This is a genomic window from Microcella humidisoli, from assembly GCF_024362325.1.
Lineage (GTDB): Bacteria > Actinomycetota > Actinomycetes > Actinomycetales > Microbacteriaceae > Microcella > Microcella humidisoli.
Genome location: NZ_CP101497.1, coordinates 1683286 through 1701294, shown reverse-complemented (window position 1 = coordinate 1701294; position 18009 = coordinate 1683286). Strand labels below are relative to the sequence as shown.

The 18009-nt window shown below is 70.6% G+C and carries 14 protein-coding genes; 7 read left to right on the top strand and 7 right to left on the bottom strand.

Annotated elements, in window-relative coordinates:
• Positions 1 to 9: 9 nt before the first annotated feature.
• The 6 genes from secA to mtrA form a co-directional block, all read right to left on the bottom strand.
• Positions 10 to 2877, bottom strand: a complete 2868-nt coding sequence (gene secA / locus NNL39_RS08240) for a preprotein translocase subunit SecA (protein WP_255158760.1) — start codon at positions 2875 to 2877, stop codon at positions 10 to 12.
• A 187-nt stretch (positions 2878 to 3064) separates the two neighbouring features.
• The gene (hpf, locus tag NNL39_RS08235) at positions 3065 to 3745 is read right to left on the bottom strand and encodes a ribosome hibernation-promoting factor, HPF/YfiA family (RefSeq protein ID WP_255158759.1); all 681 of its coding nucleotides are present in this window, start codon (positions 3743 to 3745) and stop codon (positions 3065 to 3067) included.
• A 101-nt stretch (positions 3746 to 3846) separates the two neighbouring features.
• Positions 3847 to 4578 (bottom strand): ComF family protein, encoded by a 732-nt coding sequence (locus NNL39_RS08230; protein WP_255158758.1) that lies wholly within the window; start codon positions 4576 to 4578, stop codon positions 3847 to 3849.
• A gap of 63 nt (positions 4579 to 4641) precedes the next feature.
• A complete protein-coding gene (locus tag NNL39_RS08225) occupies positions 4642 to 6348 on the bottom strand; it encodes an LpqB family beta-propeller domain-containing protein (RefSeq protein WP_255158757.1) in 1707 nt (568 codons plus the stop codon).
• Positions 6335 to 7954 (bottom strand): MtrAB system histidine kinase MtrB, encoded by a 1620-nt coding sequence (gene mtrB, locus NNL39_RS08220; protein WP_255158756.1) that lies wholly within the window; start codon positions 7952 to 7954, stop codon positions 6335 to 6337. The genes NNL39_RS08225 and mtrB overlap by 14 nt, the downstream gene beginning before the upstream one ends.
• 19 nt (positions 7955 to 7973) lie before the next feature.
• Positions 7974 to 8654: an MtrAB system response regulator MtrA gene (mtrA, locus tag NNL39_RS08215; protein ID WP_255158753.1), complete on the bottom strand. Its 681-nt coding sequence runs from the start codon at positions 8652 to 8654 to the stop codon at positions 7974 to 7976.
• 156 nt (positions 8655 to 8810) lie between these two features.
• Here mtrA and NNL39_RS08210 point away from each other — a divergent pair, with 156 nt between their 5' ends.
• The 6 genes from NNL39_RS08210 to NNL39_RS08185 all read left to right on the top strand — a co-directional run bounded on the left by NNL39_RS08210 (position 8811) and on the right by NNL39_RS08185 (position 16100).
• A complete protein-coding gene (locus NNL39_RS08210) occupies positions 8811 to 9896 on the top strand; it encodes a hypothetical protein (RefSeq protein ID WP_255158746.1) in 1086 nt (361 codons plus the stop codon).
• The gene (locus NNL39_RS08205; RefSeq protein ID WP_255158743.1) at positions 9893 to 10549 is read left to right on the top strand and encodes a DUF4129 domain-containing protein; all 657 of its coding nucleotides are present in this window, start codon (positions 9893 to 9895) and stop codon (positions 10547 to 10549) included. The genes NNL39_RS08210 and NNL39_RS08205 overlap by 4 nt, the downstream gene beginning before the upstream one ends.
• Entirely contained in the window at positions 10546 to 11790 is a 1245-nt protein-coding gene (locus tag NNL39_RS08200) for a DUF4350 domain-containing protein (protein WP_255158741.1), read from the top strand. Before NNL39_RS08205 ends, NNL39_RS08200 begins: the two co-directional genes overlap by 4 nt.
• Positions 11787 to 12743, top strand: coding sequence for an AAA family ATPase (locus tag NNL39_RS08195; RefSeq protein WP_255158738.1), 957 nt, complete (start codon positions 11787 to 11789; stop codon positions 12741 to 12743). Before NNL39_RS08200 ends, NNL39_RS08195 begins: the two co-directional genes overlap by 4 nt.
• Positions 12744 to 12759: 16 nt before the next feature.
• A complete protein-coding gene (locus NNL39_RS08190) occupies positions 12760 to 14097 on the top strand; it encodes a DUF58 domain-containing protein (RefSeq protein WP_255158736.1) in 1338 nt (445 codons plus the stop codon).
• A gap of 173 nt (positions 14098 to 14270) precedes the next feature.
• Positions 14271 to 16100 (top strand): Ig-like domain-containing protein, encoded by a 1830-nt coding sequence (locus tag NNL39_RS08185; RefSeq protein ID WP_255158735.1) that lies wholly within the window; start codon positions 14271 to 14273, stop codon positions 16098 to 16100.
• A 40-nt stretch (positions 16101 to 16140) separates the two neighbouring features.
• Here NNL39_RS08185 and NNL39_RS08180 read toward each other — a convergent pair whose 3' ends face one another.
• Entirely contained in the window at positions 16141 to 17136 is a 996-nt protein-coding gene (locus NNL39_RS08180; protein WP_255158733.1) for a stage II sporulation protein M, read from the bottom strand.
• 16 nt (positions 17137 to 17152) lie between these two features.
• Here NNL39_RS08180 and NNL39_RS08175 point away from each other — a divergent pair, with 16 nt between their 5' ends.
• On the top strand, positions 17153 to 18004 hold the full coding sequence (locus NNL39_RS08175) for an RDD family protein (RefSeq protein ID WP_255158732.1): 852 nt from the start codon (positions 17153 to 17155) through the stop codon (positions 18002 to 18004).
• The last annotated feature ends 5 nt before the right edge of the window (positions 18005 to 18009 follow it).

Sequence of the window (18009 nt, the reverse complement as noted above, 5' to 3'; positions counted from 1 at the left end):
CTCGCGCGGCTAGCGGCTCTTCTTCTTCTCCTGCGCGCGGCGCTGGGCGCGGTTCACGGGCGCAGCGCCGGAAGGCGCTGCGGGGGTCTTCTGGCCGAACGCACCCGTCGCCTGCGCGCCCCCCTGGCCCTGCCCGTTCTGCGGCTGGCCCTGGGGAGCACGACGCGTGGGCGCGGCGGCCGGGGCCGCGGCCGGGCCCCCGAATGCGGCAGAGACCTGCGGTGCCGCCTGGCGGGCCGCATCCGTCGGCGCCTGCAGCACCTGGCCGCGCTGGTTGCGCACCTCGACGTCACCGTCGGCCGACGGCGCCGTGTAGCTGAGGTTCTGCGGCGTCTGCGGCTGGTTCAAGCCCTTGGCCGTGACCTGCGCGGTGCCCTTGCTGCCCGTGACCTCGACCTCAAGGTTGAACAGGAAGCCGACCGCGTCTTCGCGGATCGCGCTCATCATCGACTGAAAGAGCGCGTAGCCCTCACGCTGGTATTCGACGAGCGGGTCACGCTGCGCCATGGCGCGCAGACCGATGCCGTCTTTCAGGTAGTCCATCTCGTACAGGTGGTCGCGCCAGCGGCGGTCGACCACACTCAACACCACACGGCGTTCGAGCTCACGCGTCGCCGTGCGGCCCAGGCTCTCTTCGCGCCGCTCATAAGCGAGCTTGGCGTCGCTGATGATCTCGCGAATGAGGAAGGCCGGGGTGAGCTTGGCCCCACCCTCACTGATGACCTCGTCGATCGTCAGCGAGATCGGGTAGAGCGTCTTGAGCTCTGTCCAGAGCTGGTCGAAATCCCACTCGTCACTGTGGCCCGCCGCGGTGTGGGTCTCGACGATCTCGGTGACGACCTGCTCGATGAAGGTCTGCACGCGGTCTTTGAGGTCGTCGCCCTCAAGAATGTGGCGACGGTCGGTGTAGATCGCCTCGCGCTGCCGGTTGAGCACATCGTCGTACTTGAGCACGTTCTTGCGAATCTCGGCGTTACGCGCCTCGACCTGCGACTGCGCCGAGCGGATGGCACGACTGACAACCTTTGACTCAATGGCGAGGTCGTCGGGAACGTTCGAGCGGCCCATCAGAGCCTCGGCCGCGCCCGCGTTGAACAGTCGCATGAGATCGTCTTGCAGTGAGAGGTAGAAGCGGCTCTCGCCCGGGTCACCCTGGCGGCCCGAACGACCGCGCAGCTGATTGTCAATGCGACGCGACTCGTGGCGCTCGGTGCCCAGCACGTAGAGCCCGCCGACCTCGATGACCTTCGCGGCCTCAATGGCGACCTGCTCTTTGACGCGTGAGAACACGGCATCCCACTCGGCCTCGTACTCGTCGGGGGTGTCGACGGGCGAGAGGCCCTTGGCGTTCATCTCGGTGACGGCGAGAAACTCGGCATTGCCGCCGAGCATGATGTCGGTGCCGCGACCGGCCATGTTGGTGGCAACGGTGACGGCGCCGAGGCGACCGGCCTGCGCGATGATCGAGGCCTCACGCGCGTGGTTCTTGGCGTTGAGTACCTCGTGCTTGACGCCGCGCTTGGCGAGCAGGCGCGAGAGCAACTCGCTCTTCTCCACGCTTGTCGTGCCCACCAGTACCGGCTGACCCTTGGCGTGACGCTGCACGATGTCATCGGCAGCCTGCTCAAACTTGACCTGCTCGTTCTTGTACACGAGGTCAGACTGATCGATGCGCTGCATCGGCAGGTTGGTCGGAATCGGCACGACACCGAGCTTGTAGGTGCTCATGAACTCGGCGGCCTCGGTCTCGGCCGTACCCGTCATGCCCGACAGCTTGGTGTAGAGCCGGAAGTAGTTCTGCAGCGTGACGGTCGCGAGCGTCTGGTTCTCGGCCTTGACCGTGACACCCTCTTTCGCCTCGATCGCCTGGTGAATGCCCTCGTTGTAGCGGCGGCCCACGAGAATGCGGCCGGTGTGCTCGTCGACGATGAGCACCTCGCCGTTCATGACGACGTAGTCTTTGTCGCGCTTAAACAGGGCGGATGCTTTGATCGCGTTGTTGAGGAACGAGATGAGGGGCGTGTTGGCCGACTCATACAGGTTGTCAATGCCGAGGTGGTCTTCGACCTTCTCGATACCCGGCTCGAGTACGCCCACGGTGCGCTTCTTTTCGTCGACCTCATAGTCGACGCCGGCCTGCAGGCGGCTGGCGATGCGCGCGAACTCGGTAAACCAGCGGTTGGCCTCGCCCGACGAGGGGCCCGAGATGATGAGCGGGGTGCGCGCTTCGTCGATGAGAATCGAGTCGACCTCGTCGACCACGGCGAAGAAGTGGCCGCGCTGCACCATGTCGGCGGTCTGCCAGGCCATGTTGTCGCGCAGGTAGTCAAAGCCGAACTCGTTGTTGGTGCCGTAGGTGATGTCGGCGGCGTACTGCTGGCGACGCACCTCGGGCGTCTGGCCCGAGAGGATGCAGCCAGTCGTCATGCCGAGGGCGCGGAAGATGCGACCCATGAGCTCGCTCTGGTAGCTGGCGAGGTAATCGTTGACGGTGATGACGTGCACGCCGCGCGACGGAATCGCGTTCAGGTAGGCGGCGAGGGTCGCCACCAGGGTCTTGCCCTCGCCCGTCTTCATCTCGGCGATGTTGCCGAGGTGCAGGGCAGCACCACCCATGAGCTGCACGTCAAAGTGCCGCATGCCGAGGGTGCGCTTCGAGGCTTCGCGCACGGCGGCGAAGGCCTCGGGCAACAGGTCGTCGAGCGATTCACCGTTGCCGTAGCGCTCGCGCAGTTCGACGGTTTCGTTGCGCAGTTCGTCGTCGGTGAGATCGCTGAAGTCATCTTCGAGCTGGTTGATCGCTTCGGCGTAGGCCTTCAGTCGACGCAGCAACCGGCCTTCGCCAACCCGCAGAACACGCTCGAGAACATTCGCCACTTCGGTTACTCCACTCGTCGGGTCGCACACGGTGCCGTGCGGCCGGGTCTGGGCACGCCGCAGACCGCCGCAGAACACGGCTCGCTCATGCTAGCAAGTGCGGCCATGCAGGGGCCGTGCGCGACGGAGTCGGCACACGGGACAGCCGGTCGGGGGCGTCGGTGCGGTACCGACGCCCCCGCATCCGTCAGCGACCGCGGCGCCCCGCGGCGGCCGCGACCGGCTGTTCGGCCTCGAGGCCGATGACGCCGTAGTTCCAGCCCTGGCGCCGGTAGACGACGCTCGGGCGGTCGGTGGCGGCATCGATGAAGAGGAAGAAGTCGTGCCCGACGAGTTCGAGCTGGTCGACCGCCTCGTCGACGGTCATCGCGGCCGCCGGAAACACCTTCTGCCGCACGACGACGGGCGAGTAGATCTCTTCGGCCTCCTCCACGGCCTCCTGCACGGGGATCGCCCCCGTCGCGACCTTCTGGATGATCTCGGGATCGGCCGGCGTGATGTCGAGGGCGGTGAAGCCATCGGCCGAGGCCTCGTGCAACGAGACCGGCCGGTGATTGCCGCGGTGCACCTTGCGCTTGTCTTTCGCCCGACGCAGCCGTTCGAGCAGCTTGTCGATCGCGAGGTCGAACGCGACGTACTTGTCACTGCCCGGCGATTCGGCCCGCACGACGGGGCCGGGGCCGATGAGCGTCATCTCGACGCGATCATCCGGGGCGCGGCCGCCGCCCTTCTCGTGATGACGAGAGACCTTGATCTCCAGCACCTGGGCACGATCGGCGAGGTGCTCGATCTTCTCGGCCTTCTCAGTCGCGTAGTCGCGGAACCGGTCGGTGATGCCGATGTTGCGTCCGGTGATGGTGATGTCCACGTCAACCTCCTGAGCCGTCAGCGTGTCGCCTGTCGGTCAGGCGATCGTCACGCCTCCTTTCCCTCACGGTAGTCCTCGCCGGGCTCATTGTCACCGGGACGTTAGTCATCGTCAGCCATGAATCTCCAGGGGATGCTCGACACGCCTCGTCGACGCGGCGTCGCGGCGATCGCAGCGGCGCCCGCGACCTCGGCGCCAGCCGCGCGCAGGGCGCGCGCGGCCGCGCGCAGCGTGGCACCGCTCGTCACGACGTCGTCGACGAGCAGCACGCGGCGGCCCTGCACGCGGTCCGACGCGCGCCAGCGCCCCTCATCGATCGCGAGGCGCTCGTCGAGGCTCAGCCCCTTCTGCTCGCTCGCGCTCGACGCCGCACGCAGCGCGGGCACGACCGCGAGCCCTGCTCGACGGGCGATGAGCGCGACGGGGGCGAACCCTCGTCGTGCCGCGCCCGCGCGTGAGCCGGGAACCGGCACGAGCAGCTCGGCGCCCGAGCCGCTCCACGCCGCGGTGACGGCGTCGCGCAGCGGGGCCGCGAGCGAGCGTGCGAGCTCCGTGCGGCCCTCGTGCTTGAGGCCGAGCAGCGTCGCGCGCACCACGCCCGCGTAGGGCAGGGCGGCCACGACCGTGAGCGGGGCGAGGACGGGCGGCCCGACCGGGAGCGCGGAGCGGGAGGACGACTCGAGGGGGGCGCACCGGAGCCGCGATCGCAGCGCGGGAGCGCACGCCGCGCACAGCGCGCGGTCGGGAGCACCGCATCCCGCGCAGTAGACGGGGGCGATGAGCGCCCAGGCCTCGGCGAGCGCCGCGCCGATGAGGGAGCGGGTGTCGACCATGTGCGCACTCTGGCAGGAGGTCGCCGGCCATGGCGGTCGAGCGGACCGCACTGGGGACGGCGCCTACTGCTGCGTGCCGAGGAACGAGGCGCGCAGCCCCGCGTTCTGCCAGCCCGAGCCGCGCGGCTCGAAGACGATGCCATCGGCGCCGAGCACGCGAATGCCATCGACGCCGGAGTTGCCGCCAACGATCTGCACCGGGCCCGGCGGGAGGCCGAGCGGCCGGCTGCGGCCTCCGAGCTCGTGCAGCTCGACGAGCGACTGGTCATCGCTGCGCGTGACCGACGCGACGCGCACCTCGTCGACCCAGGTGGCGTCGACGGCCGTGTCGCCGTTGAGCGGCAGATCGCGCAGCTCGCCGAGCCGCACGGGCACGCCCGACGCTTCGTCGCGGATGACGGCGGCATGCACGAGGCGCGGTCCGCCTGCGCCGTCGAGCATGAGCAGCACGCGCGCGTCATCGCGCGAGATCTCGAGGGAGACGATGCGCGCGTCGGCGGGCAGGGCGGCCTCGACGACGTGCACGGTGCCGTCGAGCTCGGTCGCGCGAATCTCGGCCGACGAGCTCGACGGGGCCGACCACACGAACTGGTAGCCGTCGATGCTCGGTGCGACGAGCCGCTCGCGCGCGTCGAGCAGCACGGGGGGCGAGTCGCCCGAGCGCACGGCGAAGACACCATCGGGGGTCAACACCGCGGCCAGCGTCTGGCTGGGCGCGAGCGAGACGGCCGTCGCTCCCAGCTCGAGCACGCGCGCGCTGAGCGTGCCGACGGGCTCGATCTCGCCGCCGGTCGCGAAGCCGAACTGGTCCTCCGTGCCCAGCAGCAAGCGCGGGTCGACCTGCGGCACGATGTCGGGCGAGCCCGAGGTCCACTCGGGGATGGCGACCGCGTTCTGGTCGACGGTGATCTGCACGCCGACGACGCCGCTGACCGCGCGCAGGCTCGCCGCGAGCTGCAGGCGAAGACGCTGCCGCTCGCGGTCGCTCAGCGACAGCACCTCGCTCGTGAGGTCGATCTGCGCGATGCCTCCGGCCACCGAGACGGGGGCGAGTGCCAGCGCGGTGCCCTCGGGAATCGCCGACACCGTCGCCCCCTGGCCGAGCCAGCTCGTCGGCGGCTCGAGCACGGCGCGCACGATGCGCGTCGCGACCTCAGACCGCGAGGGGAACCACCGCAGATCGGGCACGAGATTGCGGAAGGCGGCGTCCCAGTAGAAGAGGGCGTGCTGGCTGAACGCGCTCGGGAACGCCTGCTGCGAGATGAGGATGCCGTCGCCGAGCTCGGCGATTCGCCACTCGCCGTCCTGCTCGACGAAGCGGAACGGCGGCAGCGTCTGCGTCGCGGCGTCGTCGGCGACCGAGTAGCGCCCGACCTCGTCGACCGCGGCGACGATCGGAACACTGTAGGTGAGGGTCGTGTCGTTCGTGCGCTCGACGGATCCCTCGCGACTGCGCACGAGCGTGCTCGCGTACGGGTTCCAGGCGTCGGCGACGTCGTCGGCCAAGTACGAGCGGGCGATGCGGTAGTTGTTCTGCGCCGCCGTCGTCGCCGCGAGGAAGTCGCGCAGAATCTCTTCTTGCGTCGCGCCCGCCGAGGGGCCGGAGGGCAAGAAGTCGACGTCCACGTCGACGCCCGAGTCGATCTCGCCGCCGAGCTCGACGCCGCCCGAGAACGGCACCGAGACGCAGCCGGTCAGCAGCAGGGCGGGGACGACGGCGAGCGCGAGCAGCAGCCGGCGCAGGTGACGCGAGCGCTCACGCATCGTCATCACCTCCCCCGCTGTCGAGCACCGGCTCGAGCGGATCGACCGGAGGAAGCTCGATGGGCGAGTGGTCGATCGTCGCGCCGCGCTCACGGGGCAACGTCACGCGGAAGCACGTGCCCTCGCCGGGCACCGACCACACGTCGATGTTGCCGCCATGAAGCTGCGCGTCTTCCGTCGCGATCGCGAGGCCGAGACCGGTGCCCCCCGTCGTGCGCTGGCGGGAGGGGTCGGCGCGCCAGAACCGGTCGAAGACGCGCTCGAGCTGCGCAGCATCCATGCCCACGCCGTAATCGCGCACGGCGATGGCGACGGCCTCGCGGTCGCTGTCGACGTAGACGACGATCGGATGCCCCTCGCCGTGGTCGACGGCATTGCCGAGCAGATTCTGCAGGATGCGGCGGATGCGCCGCGCATCGACCTCGGCCTCGAAGTACCCGCCGGGGGCGACGAGCCGCAGCTCGCTGCCGCGCTCCTCGGCGATCGGGCGGATCGCCTCGAGCGACTCTTCGACGAGGCGCACGAGGTTGGTCGGCTCGGTGTCGATCTCGACGGCGCCGGCGTCGTAGCGGCTCATCTCGAGCAGATCGGCGAGCATGACCTCGAAGCGGTCGACCTGCGCGTGCAGCAACTCCGCCGTGCGGGCGGTCGTCGGGTTGAACTGGTCGCGCTGCTCGTACAGCACGTCGCCCGCGAGGCGGATGGTCGTGAGCGGCGTGCGCAGCTCGTGGCTCACGTCGCTCACGAAACGCTGCTGCACGCGCGAGAGGGCGGCGAGCTGGGTGATCTGCCGCTGCAGGCTGTCGGCCATGCGGTTGAACGAGCGGCCGAGGGTCGCGATGACGTCTTCTCCCCTGACCGGGATGCGCTCTTCGAGCTGGCCGTCAGCCAGCTTCTCGGCCGTCTCGGCAGCGACCCGCACGGGGTTGATGGCCAGCCGCGTGACGAGGAAGGTGACGAGACCGATGGTGGCAACGAGCAGCAGCGAGCCGATGACGAGGGTCTGCTGCACGAAGTCGAGGGTCTGCTGCACGTCGCGCACGTTGTACACCAGGTACAGCTCGTACTGCCCGGCGGTCGGCACCTCGAACACGCTGCCGACGACGAGGCCCGGGTCGAGGGCGTCCTCGCCGTCGAGCGACACCGCCTGGGTGTACAGAAGGCCGTCGTCTTGTGCGACCTGGTCGCGCAATTCTGGCGTGATCACGCTGATGTCGAGTCCGCCCGTGCTTCGGGGCGTCATCGTCACTGCCGTGGTCTGGCCCGGTGTACGAAGAATCGCGAACTGTGTGCCGCCAGGGCTCGACGCCACGCTCCGGATGGTGGTGACCGCTGTCTGGTTCACCGCCTCGACGTCGATCGTGCCATTCGGTGTCACCGAGCTGTCGAAAAGATCTTGCGTCGTCACCGTGGCTTGCCGCGCCTCGGCGATGGCTTGGCTCTTGCGCGCGTCGTAGAGGTTGGTGGCGATGCTGATCGACATGTAGCCGCTGATGATCGTCACCGCGATGGTCGAGAAGAAGACCGTGATGGCCACCGTGCGCAGCTGCAGCGAGCCACGCCAGAGCTGGCGCGCCCGTTGCACGAGGCTGCGCCAGGTGTACGGAGGCATGGGCTGGGCCGACTCGCCCTCAGCGGGCCGCGCCGGCCCGGTAGCCCACGCCCCGCACCGTCATGACGATGCTCGGGTTGTCGGGGTCGAGCTCGACCTTCGCCCGCAGCCGCTGCACGTGCACGTTGACGAGCCGCGTGTCGGCCTTGTAGTGGTAGCCCCACACCTGCTCGAGCAGCATCTCGCGCGTGAAGACCTGGTTCGGCTTCATCGCGAGGGCGAGCAGCAGGTCGAACTCGAGCGGCGTGAGCGAGATGGAGGTGCCGTCGCGCGTCACCTCGTGCCCCGTCACATCGATGATGAGGTCGCCGATCGGCAGCCGCTCGACGTCGGACTGGGTGCTCGGCCGCAACCGGGTGCGGATGCGGGCGACGAGCTCTTTCGGGTTGAAGGGCTTGACGACGTAGTCGTCGGCGCCGCTCTCGAGCCCGCGCACGACGTCGGTGCTGTCGCTCTTCGCGGTCAGCATGATGATAGGCGTGCCGCTCGACTCGCGAATGCGAGTGCACACCTCGATGCCGTCGATGCCCGGCAGCATGAGGTCGAGCAGCACGAGGTCGGGCTTGACGGTCGCGAACGACTCGAGCGCGGCGGCGCCGTCGTACGAGAAGTGGGGCTCGAAGCCCTCGCCGCGCAGCACGATGCCGATCATCTCGGCGATGGCGGCGTCGTCATCGACGACGAGGATGCGCGCGGTCATCGGGCGACCTCCGGTTCGTGTTTGGCCCCAGCCTAGACGAGTGTGACACCATACGTTCCGAGCAGACCTCAGGCGACGACGAAGGGCCAGCACGTGAGCGACTCCACCTCTTGGGCCTCACCCGGAGACCCCTCCGCGGCATCTGGGCCCGCGCCCGTGAGCCCGGGCCCCTACGGCCCCGCGGGCGACGCGAGCCCCGCCGCCGCGCCCACCCCGGGCGCGGGCGGATGGACGCCGCCGCCGAAGCCCGGGCTCATCCCCCTGCGCCCCCTCGAGTTCGGCACCGTGCTGGGCGCGAGCTTCCAGGTGCTGCGGCGCAATCCGCGCCCCACGTTCGGCGCAGCCCTGCTGCTCAACGCCCTCGTCGTGTTCCTCTCGACGGGCATCACCACGGTCATCGTCGTCTCGGGCATCGACCGCGCCTCGCGCGCGAGCTTCGCCGACTCCGAGACGATCATCGTGGGCACGCTCGCCCTCACGCTCGTGGCGACGCTGCTCGCCGTCGGCATCTCGATCGTCGCGCAAGCCCTGCTGCAGGGGGTCATCTCGCTCGAAGTGTCGCGCGCGACGCTCGGTGAGAAGCTGACGCTGCGCCAGCTGCTCGACCGGGGACGCGGTCGCTGGTGGCCGCTCATCGGCTGGACGGCCCTCGTCGGTGTTGCGGTCGTCATCGCCTTCTCGGTTCTGGCCGGCATCAGTATCGGCTTCTTCGCGCTTGGCGACCCGCTCGCGATCGCGGGCGGGGTGATCGTGCTGATCGTCGGCGTGCTCGGCCTCATCGTCGTGAGCGTCTGGATCTCGACGATGCTCGCCTTCGTCCCCGCGGGCATCATGATCGAGCGCCTCCCGATCCTGACTGCCGTGCGCCGCTCGTGGGGCCTCGTTCGCGGCGCCTTCTGGCGCATCCTGGGCACTCTGCTTCTCGTCTCGGTGATGGTCAACGTCGCGGCGAGCGTCGTGACGACGCCGTTCCAGTTCGCGGCGACGTTCGCGGCACCGCTCGTCAACCCCGCCGGCCAGCTCGAGACCGATCTGACCCTGTTCCTCGTGCTCAACGTCATCGTCATCGCCATCACCGCGGTCGTCGGCGCGATCGGCGCCGTGCTGACGACCTCGGCCGCCTCGCTGCTCTACATCGACCGACGCATGCGCACCGAGGGGCTCGATCTCGAGCTGCAGCGCTTCGTCGAGGTGCGCGCGAGCGGCGCGGCGGCCGATGACCCCTACCGTCGCGCGCCGTGATCCGAGGCGTGCCGGTCGAGCCCGATGCTCCGGATGCTCGCGAGCTGCTGCTCGACGAGCTCAGCGACCCGGCCTACGCCGAGAGCCAGCCGACCTGGTTCGACCTTCTCTCGCAGGCCGTGCTCGACTGGTTCGGATCGCTCTCACTCGGTGAGGGCGGCGGACCGCCCGCGCTCGCGCTCGTCATCGGTGCGGTGCTCATCGCGGCCGCGATCGGGGCCGCGCTGCTCGTGTACGGGCTGCCGCGCTGGCGCGCCCGCAGCCGACACGACGCCGAGCTGTTCGGCGAGCGCGACCGCCGCTCGGCGCGCGAGCTGCGGCGCGATGCCGAGCGGGCCGCGGGCGCCGGCGATTTCGATCGTGCGATCGCCGAGCGATTCCGTGCCATTGCGCGGGCGCTCGACGAGCGCACGCTCGTCTCGGCGCTGCCGGGCATGACGGCGCACGGCTTCGCGCGGGCCGCCGGCCGCCGGTTTCCCGAGCACGCGGGGGCGCTGGAGGCCGCCGCCGACCGATTCGACGGGGTGCGCTACCTCGGCCGGCCGGGGACGGCCGAGCACTACGCGGCCGTGCGCGCGCTCGATGAGACGCTCGACGCCGCCCCCTCGCCGCTGCACGACGAGCTCGACGCCATGGTCACGGCCCCCCGATGAGCGCACCCACGACCGACCTCAACGCCGAGCTGTCGAGCGTCATCACGACGCCCACGGTGCGGCGCGCCGTGCGGCGATCGCTCTACTGGGCGGTCGCGATCGCCGGCCTGCTCGTGCTCGGGGGCGTGACGGTCGCGCTCAGCGGCGCCTCGCGCGAGCCGCAGCGCTGGGGCGCCGACGAGACGGCCCCCGCGGGCTCGCGCGCGGTGCTCGAGGTGCTGCGGGACGCCGGCGTCGAGGTCGTGACCGTCGGCCGGCTCGACGAGGCGCTCGCCGCGCTCGACGGAGAGGGCACGACGCTGTTCGTCGGCGACACCCGCGAGATCCTCGGCGACGAGCAGTGGCCGCTCCTGCTGGGCGTCGCCGACCACCTCGTCATCGCCGAGCCGACCCAGACGGCACTGGATGCCCTGCGCATCGATGCCCTCACCGCAGCGCCGCTCAGCGACAGCGGCGACCCGCTCGAGCTCGCCGCGGGGTGCACGGTGCCGGCCGCCGAGCGGGCGGGAAGCGTGCGCGCGACCGGCATCGGCTACAGCACGATCGACGGCGAGGTCTGCTTCGACGCCGGGGAGACGGGCGCGGGCCTCGTGCGGCTCGACGTCGAGGGGCGGCAGGTGAGCGTGCTCGGGGCGGGCAGCGTGCTGCAGAACGGCGACATCACGCTGGCCGGCAACGCCGCGCTCGCCCTCGGACTGCTCGGCGAGCATCCGACCCTCGTCTGGTACCAGCCCACGCCGGCCGATCTGTCGGCGCCGACGATCGGCGAGTTGACGCCCGACTGGGTGAACCCCGTCGCCTGGCTCGCGGTGCTCGTCGGGCTCGCCGCCGCGTTCTGGCGCGGTCGCCGCTTCGGCCCCGTCGTCGTCGAGAACCTGCCCGTCGTCGTGAAGACGACCGAGACCATGGAGGGTCGCGCCCGCCTCTACGCGCGCGAGGGCTCGCGACTGCGCGCCATCGACGCGCTGCGGGTCGGCACGCTGCGCCGCATCGCCGCGGGGCTCGCGCTCGGCCGCGGGGCCGGGGTCGACGACATCGTGACGGCCGTCGCCGCCATCACGGGCCGCGATCCGGCCGCCCTGCGCGCCCTGCTCATCGACCGCGAGCCGTCGAGCGACCGCGAGCTCATCGAGCTCAGCGACGGCCTGCTCGAGCTCGAGTCGCACATCGCGCGCCGCGTCGGGCTCGACGACCTCAGTACCGCCACCGACCCCGCTCCGACCGGAAGAATGGACGCATGACCACGACAGATCTTCGCGACGCCTTCGGGCGCGTTCGCACCGAAGTCGGCAAGGCCGTCGTCGGCCAAGACGGCGCCGTCAGCGGCCTCATCGTCGCCCTGCTCACGGGCGGCCACGTGCTGCTCGAGGGCGTGCCCGGTGTCGCGAAGACGCTGCTCGTGCGCTCGCTCAGCGCCGCGCTCGATCTGCGCACGACGCGCGTGCAGTTCACGCCCGACCTCATGCCGGGCGACGTCACGGGCTCGGTCGTCTACGACGCGAAAGCGGGCGACTTCGAGTTTCGGCGCGGACCGGTCTTCACCAACATCCTGCTCGCCGACGAGATCAACCGCACGCCGCCCAAGACGCAGTCGGCCCTGCTCGAAGCCATGGAGGAGCGCCAGGTCACGATCGACGGCGAGACCCACCCGCTGCCGCACCCCTTCATGGTCGCGGCGACGCAGAACCCCGTCGAGTACGAGGGCACCTACACGCTGCCCGAGGCGCAGCTCGACCGCTTCCTGCTCAAGCTCGTGCTCGACCTGCCCGCGCGCGACGCCGAGGTCGAGGTCATGCAGCGGCACGCCGAAGGCTTCAATCCGCGCGATCTCGCCGCGGCGGGCGTCACGGCGGTGCTGAGCGGCGAGCAGATCACGCAGGCCCGCGCGCTCGTGGGCGAGGTGGGCGCCTCGGCCGAGCTGCTCGGCTACCTCGTCGACCTCGCGCGCGCGACGCGCCAGAGCCCCTCGGTCAAGCTGGGCGTGAGCCCGCGCGGCACCACGGCGCTGCTCGCGGCGGCGAAGGCCTGGGCCTGGCTGCAGGGGGCCGAAGCCATCACCCCCGACCACGTGCAGACCATGCTGCTGCCCGTGTGGCGGCACCGCATCGCCCTGCGCCCCGAGGCCGAGCTCGAAGGCGTCTCGGCCGACACCATCCTGCGCTCGATCGTCGCGCAGGTGCAGGTGCCGCTCTGATGATCGGGCGCTAGCCATGGCCCTCACCGGGTGGTTCGTGCTGCTCGTCGCCCTCGGCGTCGTGCCCGTCGTCGCGCTGTCGCCGGTCGCGCCCGCCGGGCTCGTGCTGCTCGGCTGGCTCGTGCTGTGCGTCGTGCTCGCGGGCCTCGACCTCGCGCTCGCGGCGTCGCCGCGCGCGCTGCGCCTGCAGCGCCAGACGGATGCCCGGGTGCGGCTGACCGAGACCGCGACCGCGACGCTGCTGGTCACCAACCCCTCGCGGCGAATGATGCGCGGCATGATCCGCGATGCGTGGGAGCCCTCGGCCGGTGCGGCCCCGACCCGGCAGCGGCTGCTCGTGCCGCCCGGCGAACGCCGGGCGATCGTCACCGAGCTCACGCCGTGGCGCCGGGGCGAGCGCCGCACGGCGCTCGTCACGGTGCGCGCCCGAGGACCGCTGCGGCTCGCCGAGCGGCAGGCGAGCATCCGCGTGCCCGGGGCCATCACGGTGCTGCCCGAGTTCGCCGCGCGCAAGCACCTGCCCTCGCGGCTCGCGCGCTTGCGCGAGCTCGACGGCCGCACGAGCGTCATGGTGCGCGGCCAGGGCACCGAGTTCGACAGCCTGCGCGAGTACGTGCGCGGCGACGACGTGCGATCGATCGACTGGCGCGCGACGGCGCGACGCTCGGGCGGGCCCGGACCCGGCGGCGCGCCCGGGCAGACGCTCATGGTGCGCACGTGGCGGCCCGAGCGCGACCGGCACGTCGTCGTCATCGTCGACTCGGGGCGCACCGCCGCCGCCCGCATCGCCGACGAGACACGGCTCGATACTGCCTTCGAGTCGACCCTGCTGCTGAGCGCCCTCGCCGACCGCGCGGGCGACCGCGTCGACGTCGCCGTGTTCGACCGGCGCGTGCGGGGCCGTGTGCAGGGAGCCCGCGGTGCCGACCTGCTCGCGAAGCTCGTCGAGACCATGGCGCCGATCGACCCCGCGCTCATCGAGACCGACTACACGGCCGTGCCCGGGCTCGTGCGGTCGATGACGGCGCAGCGCTCGCTCGTCGTGCTGTGCGTGCCGCTCGAGTCGCCCGGCGCGACACGCAGTCTGCTGGCGATGCTGCCGCAGCTCACAACCCGGCACCTCGTGCTCGTCGCCGCGGTGACCGACCCCGCGCTGCTCGACGCGGCCGGCGAGCGCGACACTCGGGCGTCGGTCTACCGGGCCGCCGCGGCCGAGCGTGCCCTGCTCGACGCCGAGCGCGTCGCGGCCGCCGTGCGCCGGTTGGGCGGCGATGTCGTCAGCGCGGCGCCGCTCGACCTGCCGCCCGCGGTCGCCGATCGGTACCTCGCCTACAAGGCGGCCGGACGGCTGTAGTCGCGCGACTCGGCGCGAGGGGGTCAACGGCGTCGGCAGATCTCGCGGCCCATTTGCAGTCCAAACAGCCTCAACTCGGGTTAGTCTGGCGCCATAAACCCCCGGCACTCCATGGTGCCCCTGCGCCCGAGAGAGTGCTCATGCCGACGCATCACCCGAATTCAGGCGCGCGCGTGCGCCGACCCGTTCGCCGCATCGCCACCGTCTCGGCGGTTGCGATCATCGCCTCCGCACTCGTGTTTCCGACCGCGGCGATCGCGGCGGTCGACACCCCGTTCACGTTCGACGATCCGGCGCCCGCGACCTCGGGCGTCGTGCAGTACTCCGCCAGCGGAGCCACCGTCACGACACTGACGGGCACCGGTCCGGATGGCGCAACCGTGCGCATCGAGACCATCGATGCCGGCACGTTCGCCTTCGGGTACCCGTGCTCGACCACGGTGGTCAACGGCGCCTGGAGCTGCGACGTGACCCTTGGGTCGTTCGTCGGAACCGTCGGCGCGCAGCGGATGGAAGACGTGGGCGGACTCTCGCTCCCCGCTGAAACCATCAGCCGCACGATCGTCGCGCTCTCGCCCCCCGCCTTCGACTCGGCCTCGACGGGCGTGGTGAGCTCGAGCACGTCGCCGACCATCTCGGGAACCGTCACGCCGCTCGCCGGAACGACGAGTGCGACCGTTCGGCTGACCGTCGAAGGAGACGAGGTCTGCATCGCCACCGTCGCGATGGCGGGAACGTGGACGTGCTCCATCTCGGTCGCCGGAGCACTGGACGGCCCGCTCGACCTGGCCGTCACGCAGACCCGCACGGCGGGGGGTGTGAGTGGCACGTCGCTCGCCGCGACGACCACCTACACCCTCGACACGACCGGACCGACCGTGCCCGCCACGTTCACGACGCCGGCAGGTTCAACCCTCACGGTGGGGCCGGGGGCGTTCGTGCTCGCGGGCACGGCTGAGGCATCGGGCACCGTGCGCGTCACGGCAGGCGCAACAACCGTCTGCGGGCCGCTGACCGTGAGCGTCGGGGGCACCTGGTCGTGCACCGCAACAGGATTGCCCGTCGGTTCGTACACGCTGTCAATCGTGCACGCGGATGCCCGGGGCAACGCCTCCTCGAGCACGTCCGAGTCGATCGCTCTGACCGTGCAGTCGGTGATCGTCATCCCCCCGCCGAACCTCATCATCTCGCCGCCGTCGTTCGTGACGCTCCCGAACCTGAACATCGCGCCCCCCGCGGTGCCCACGACGATCATCACGGATCTGCCGGGGCAGCTGATCGAGGTGTCGACCGCGCTCGCTACTGACTCGCCCGCGCGCGACATCTTGCAAGACATCCTGGTCACGAATGTGCAGGGCTTGTTTGAGGCAGTCGATGATCGCGGTCTTACGTACCGCTACGCGGTTCCCATCAACCAGTTGCCCGATCTGAACATGCGGCTGGCGTTGAGTCGGATGTTTCCCGACGGCTTGACAGACGTCAACGTGATCGACCCCTCCACAGGCCTGACCGGACCTCGCCCCCCTACCTGGAGCGACATGCCCTGGCGAGCGCAGGTCGTCTTCCTTTTCGCCGACTACCGCCCCCCCACTACGGACGAAGACCCGTTCAACCAGGGCCTCGCAAACTCAATTGCTCCTTTCGCGGACGCCTCCGGTAGGAACGCTCGTACCGTCCTCAATGAGGGCGAGATTCTCATCGACCAGCAAGAACTCACTGGCGACGGCGATGTCACGCTCTCCGGTTCCTTGCCGGAGGGCGTGGAGCCCGGGGATTACGACCTCATTGTGCGCGTCGTCCTCGAGCCCGACGAGAATGTCGGCATTCCCGTGCCCGACACGATCGAACCGATCGAGGTCAGTGTGCCCGTCACGCTCGTCGCGGACGAGCCTGCGGCCGCAGCGGGCGTCTCGCCCTGGCTGTGGGCAGGAATCGCGGCCGTCGTGCTCGGTATCGTCGCCATCGTCGTGATCATGGCCCGAACCACGCGCCGCAGGGCCTGACGACCGCGCGGCGGCAAGGCAGCGGAACCGCCCCGCCGGCTCAGTCGCCGACGACGACCCGGGCGCCGCGGCTGATCGGGTCGAGGTCGCCCGTCTCTCCGTCGCGGAAGGCTCGGCCCCCGAGCATCCACTGGTAGAGCAGGAAGGCGACGAGCGCGACCGTGCCGATACCGATGCGGATGACGTCGGGCCACTCCTGCCGCGTCACGTAGCCCTCGATGATGCCGCTCACGAGCAGCGCCGCAACGAGGCCGCCGATGATCGAGAACAGCGAGCGGCCGTCCTCCGCGAGCGCCTGCAGGCGTGTGCGCGGACCGGGCGACACCCACGACCAGAAGATCATGAGCCCGCCCGCCGCGGCCACGAAGATCGCGTAGATCTCGAGCTGGCCGTGCGGCAGGATGTTGAGGAAGAACACGTCGAGGCGGTCGAACTCGGTCATGATGCCCGCGCTCAGCCCGAGGTTCTGCGCGTTCTGGAACACGATGAACGGCACGTAGACGCCCGTGATGCCGAAGGCCACTGACTGTGCGGCGATCCAGGCGTTGTTGCTGAACACCTGCAGGCCGAAGACGGCTTCGCTCGACGCGCTGTAGTAGCCGACGAAGTCTTCCTCCGCGTAGCGGCGCAGATCCTCGTAGTCGCCCAACGCGGCGATGACGGCGGGGTTCGAGGCCACCCACACGGCGTAGAGGGTCGCGATGACGGCGAAGAGTCCGGCCACGACGAGCGTCAGATACCGGATGCGGTACAGCGCCGCCGGCACCTCGCGCGTCGCGAAGCGGGCCAGCTGGGCGAGCGGCTCGGCCGTCGCCCCCGTGAACCGCAGCCGCGCGCGCGACAGCAGCACGCTGAGCGAGGCCGCTTGCGGAACCTGGCCGGCACTCGTCGTGATCGCCGAGAGCTGGGTGGCACCCGCCTGGTAGTGCTCGATGAGCTCGTCGGCGTCGCGGCCGGCGAAGCGCCGACGGCGCGCGAGTTCACGCAGCCGATCCCATTCGGCGGCGTGGGCTGTTGAGTAGGCGTCGAGATCCATCTGTTTAGATGATGGCATGTCGAGCCCGCAGAACGCCGCGAGCGAGTACGACGCCGAGCGCGAGCTGCTGACGGGCGAAGCCGTGGCCCTTGAGCTGCGGCCGACGAGCGTCGTGCTGCGCATGGCGGGCGGCATCATCGACTACCTGCTCTACTCGATCGTGACGGGGCTGCTCGTGTGGCTCTCGCTCTCGGTGGCCTTCTCGATCGGGGTGCCGGAAGAGCTCGGCACGGCGATCGTCATCGCCTGCATCGTCGTGGGGCTCGTGCTGCTGCCGGCCGTCGTGGAGACGGCGGCGCAGGGCAAGTCGCTCGGGCGCCTCGCGCTCGGCGACCGCATCGTGCGCGACGACGGCGGTGCCATCGCGTTCCGTCACGCCGTCATCCGCTCGTTCGTCGGCGTCGTCGAGATCGTGTTCACCTTCGGCGGGCTCGCCGTCGTCGTGGCGATGCTCAACACGCGCGCGAAGCGGCTCGGCGATCTACTCGCCGGCACCTACAGCCAGTACGAGCGCGTGGGCACGGTGAACGCTCCCGTCTACGGGGTTCCTGTCGAGCTCACCGAGTGGGCCTCGACCGCCGACGTCGCTCGGCTGCCCGACGCACTCGCTCGCCGTATCGCCCAGTTCCTGCGCCAGGCGGGCGGGCACACTCCCGCGACGCGCGAGCGCATCGCGCGCGACCTCGCGATCGAGGCGGCGCTCTTCGTCTCGCCGGTGCCGGCGGGCGACCCCGAACTGTTCCTCGCGGCCGTCGCCGCGCTGCGCCGAAGCCGTGAGGCGACGGCGCTGCGGCTCGAGCGGGCGCGGCTCGATGAGTTGCAGCCCACTCTCGCGGCGCTGCCCCACGGGTTTCCCGACCGCGGCTAGGGTCG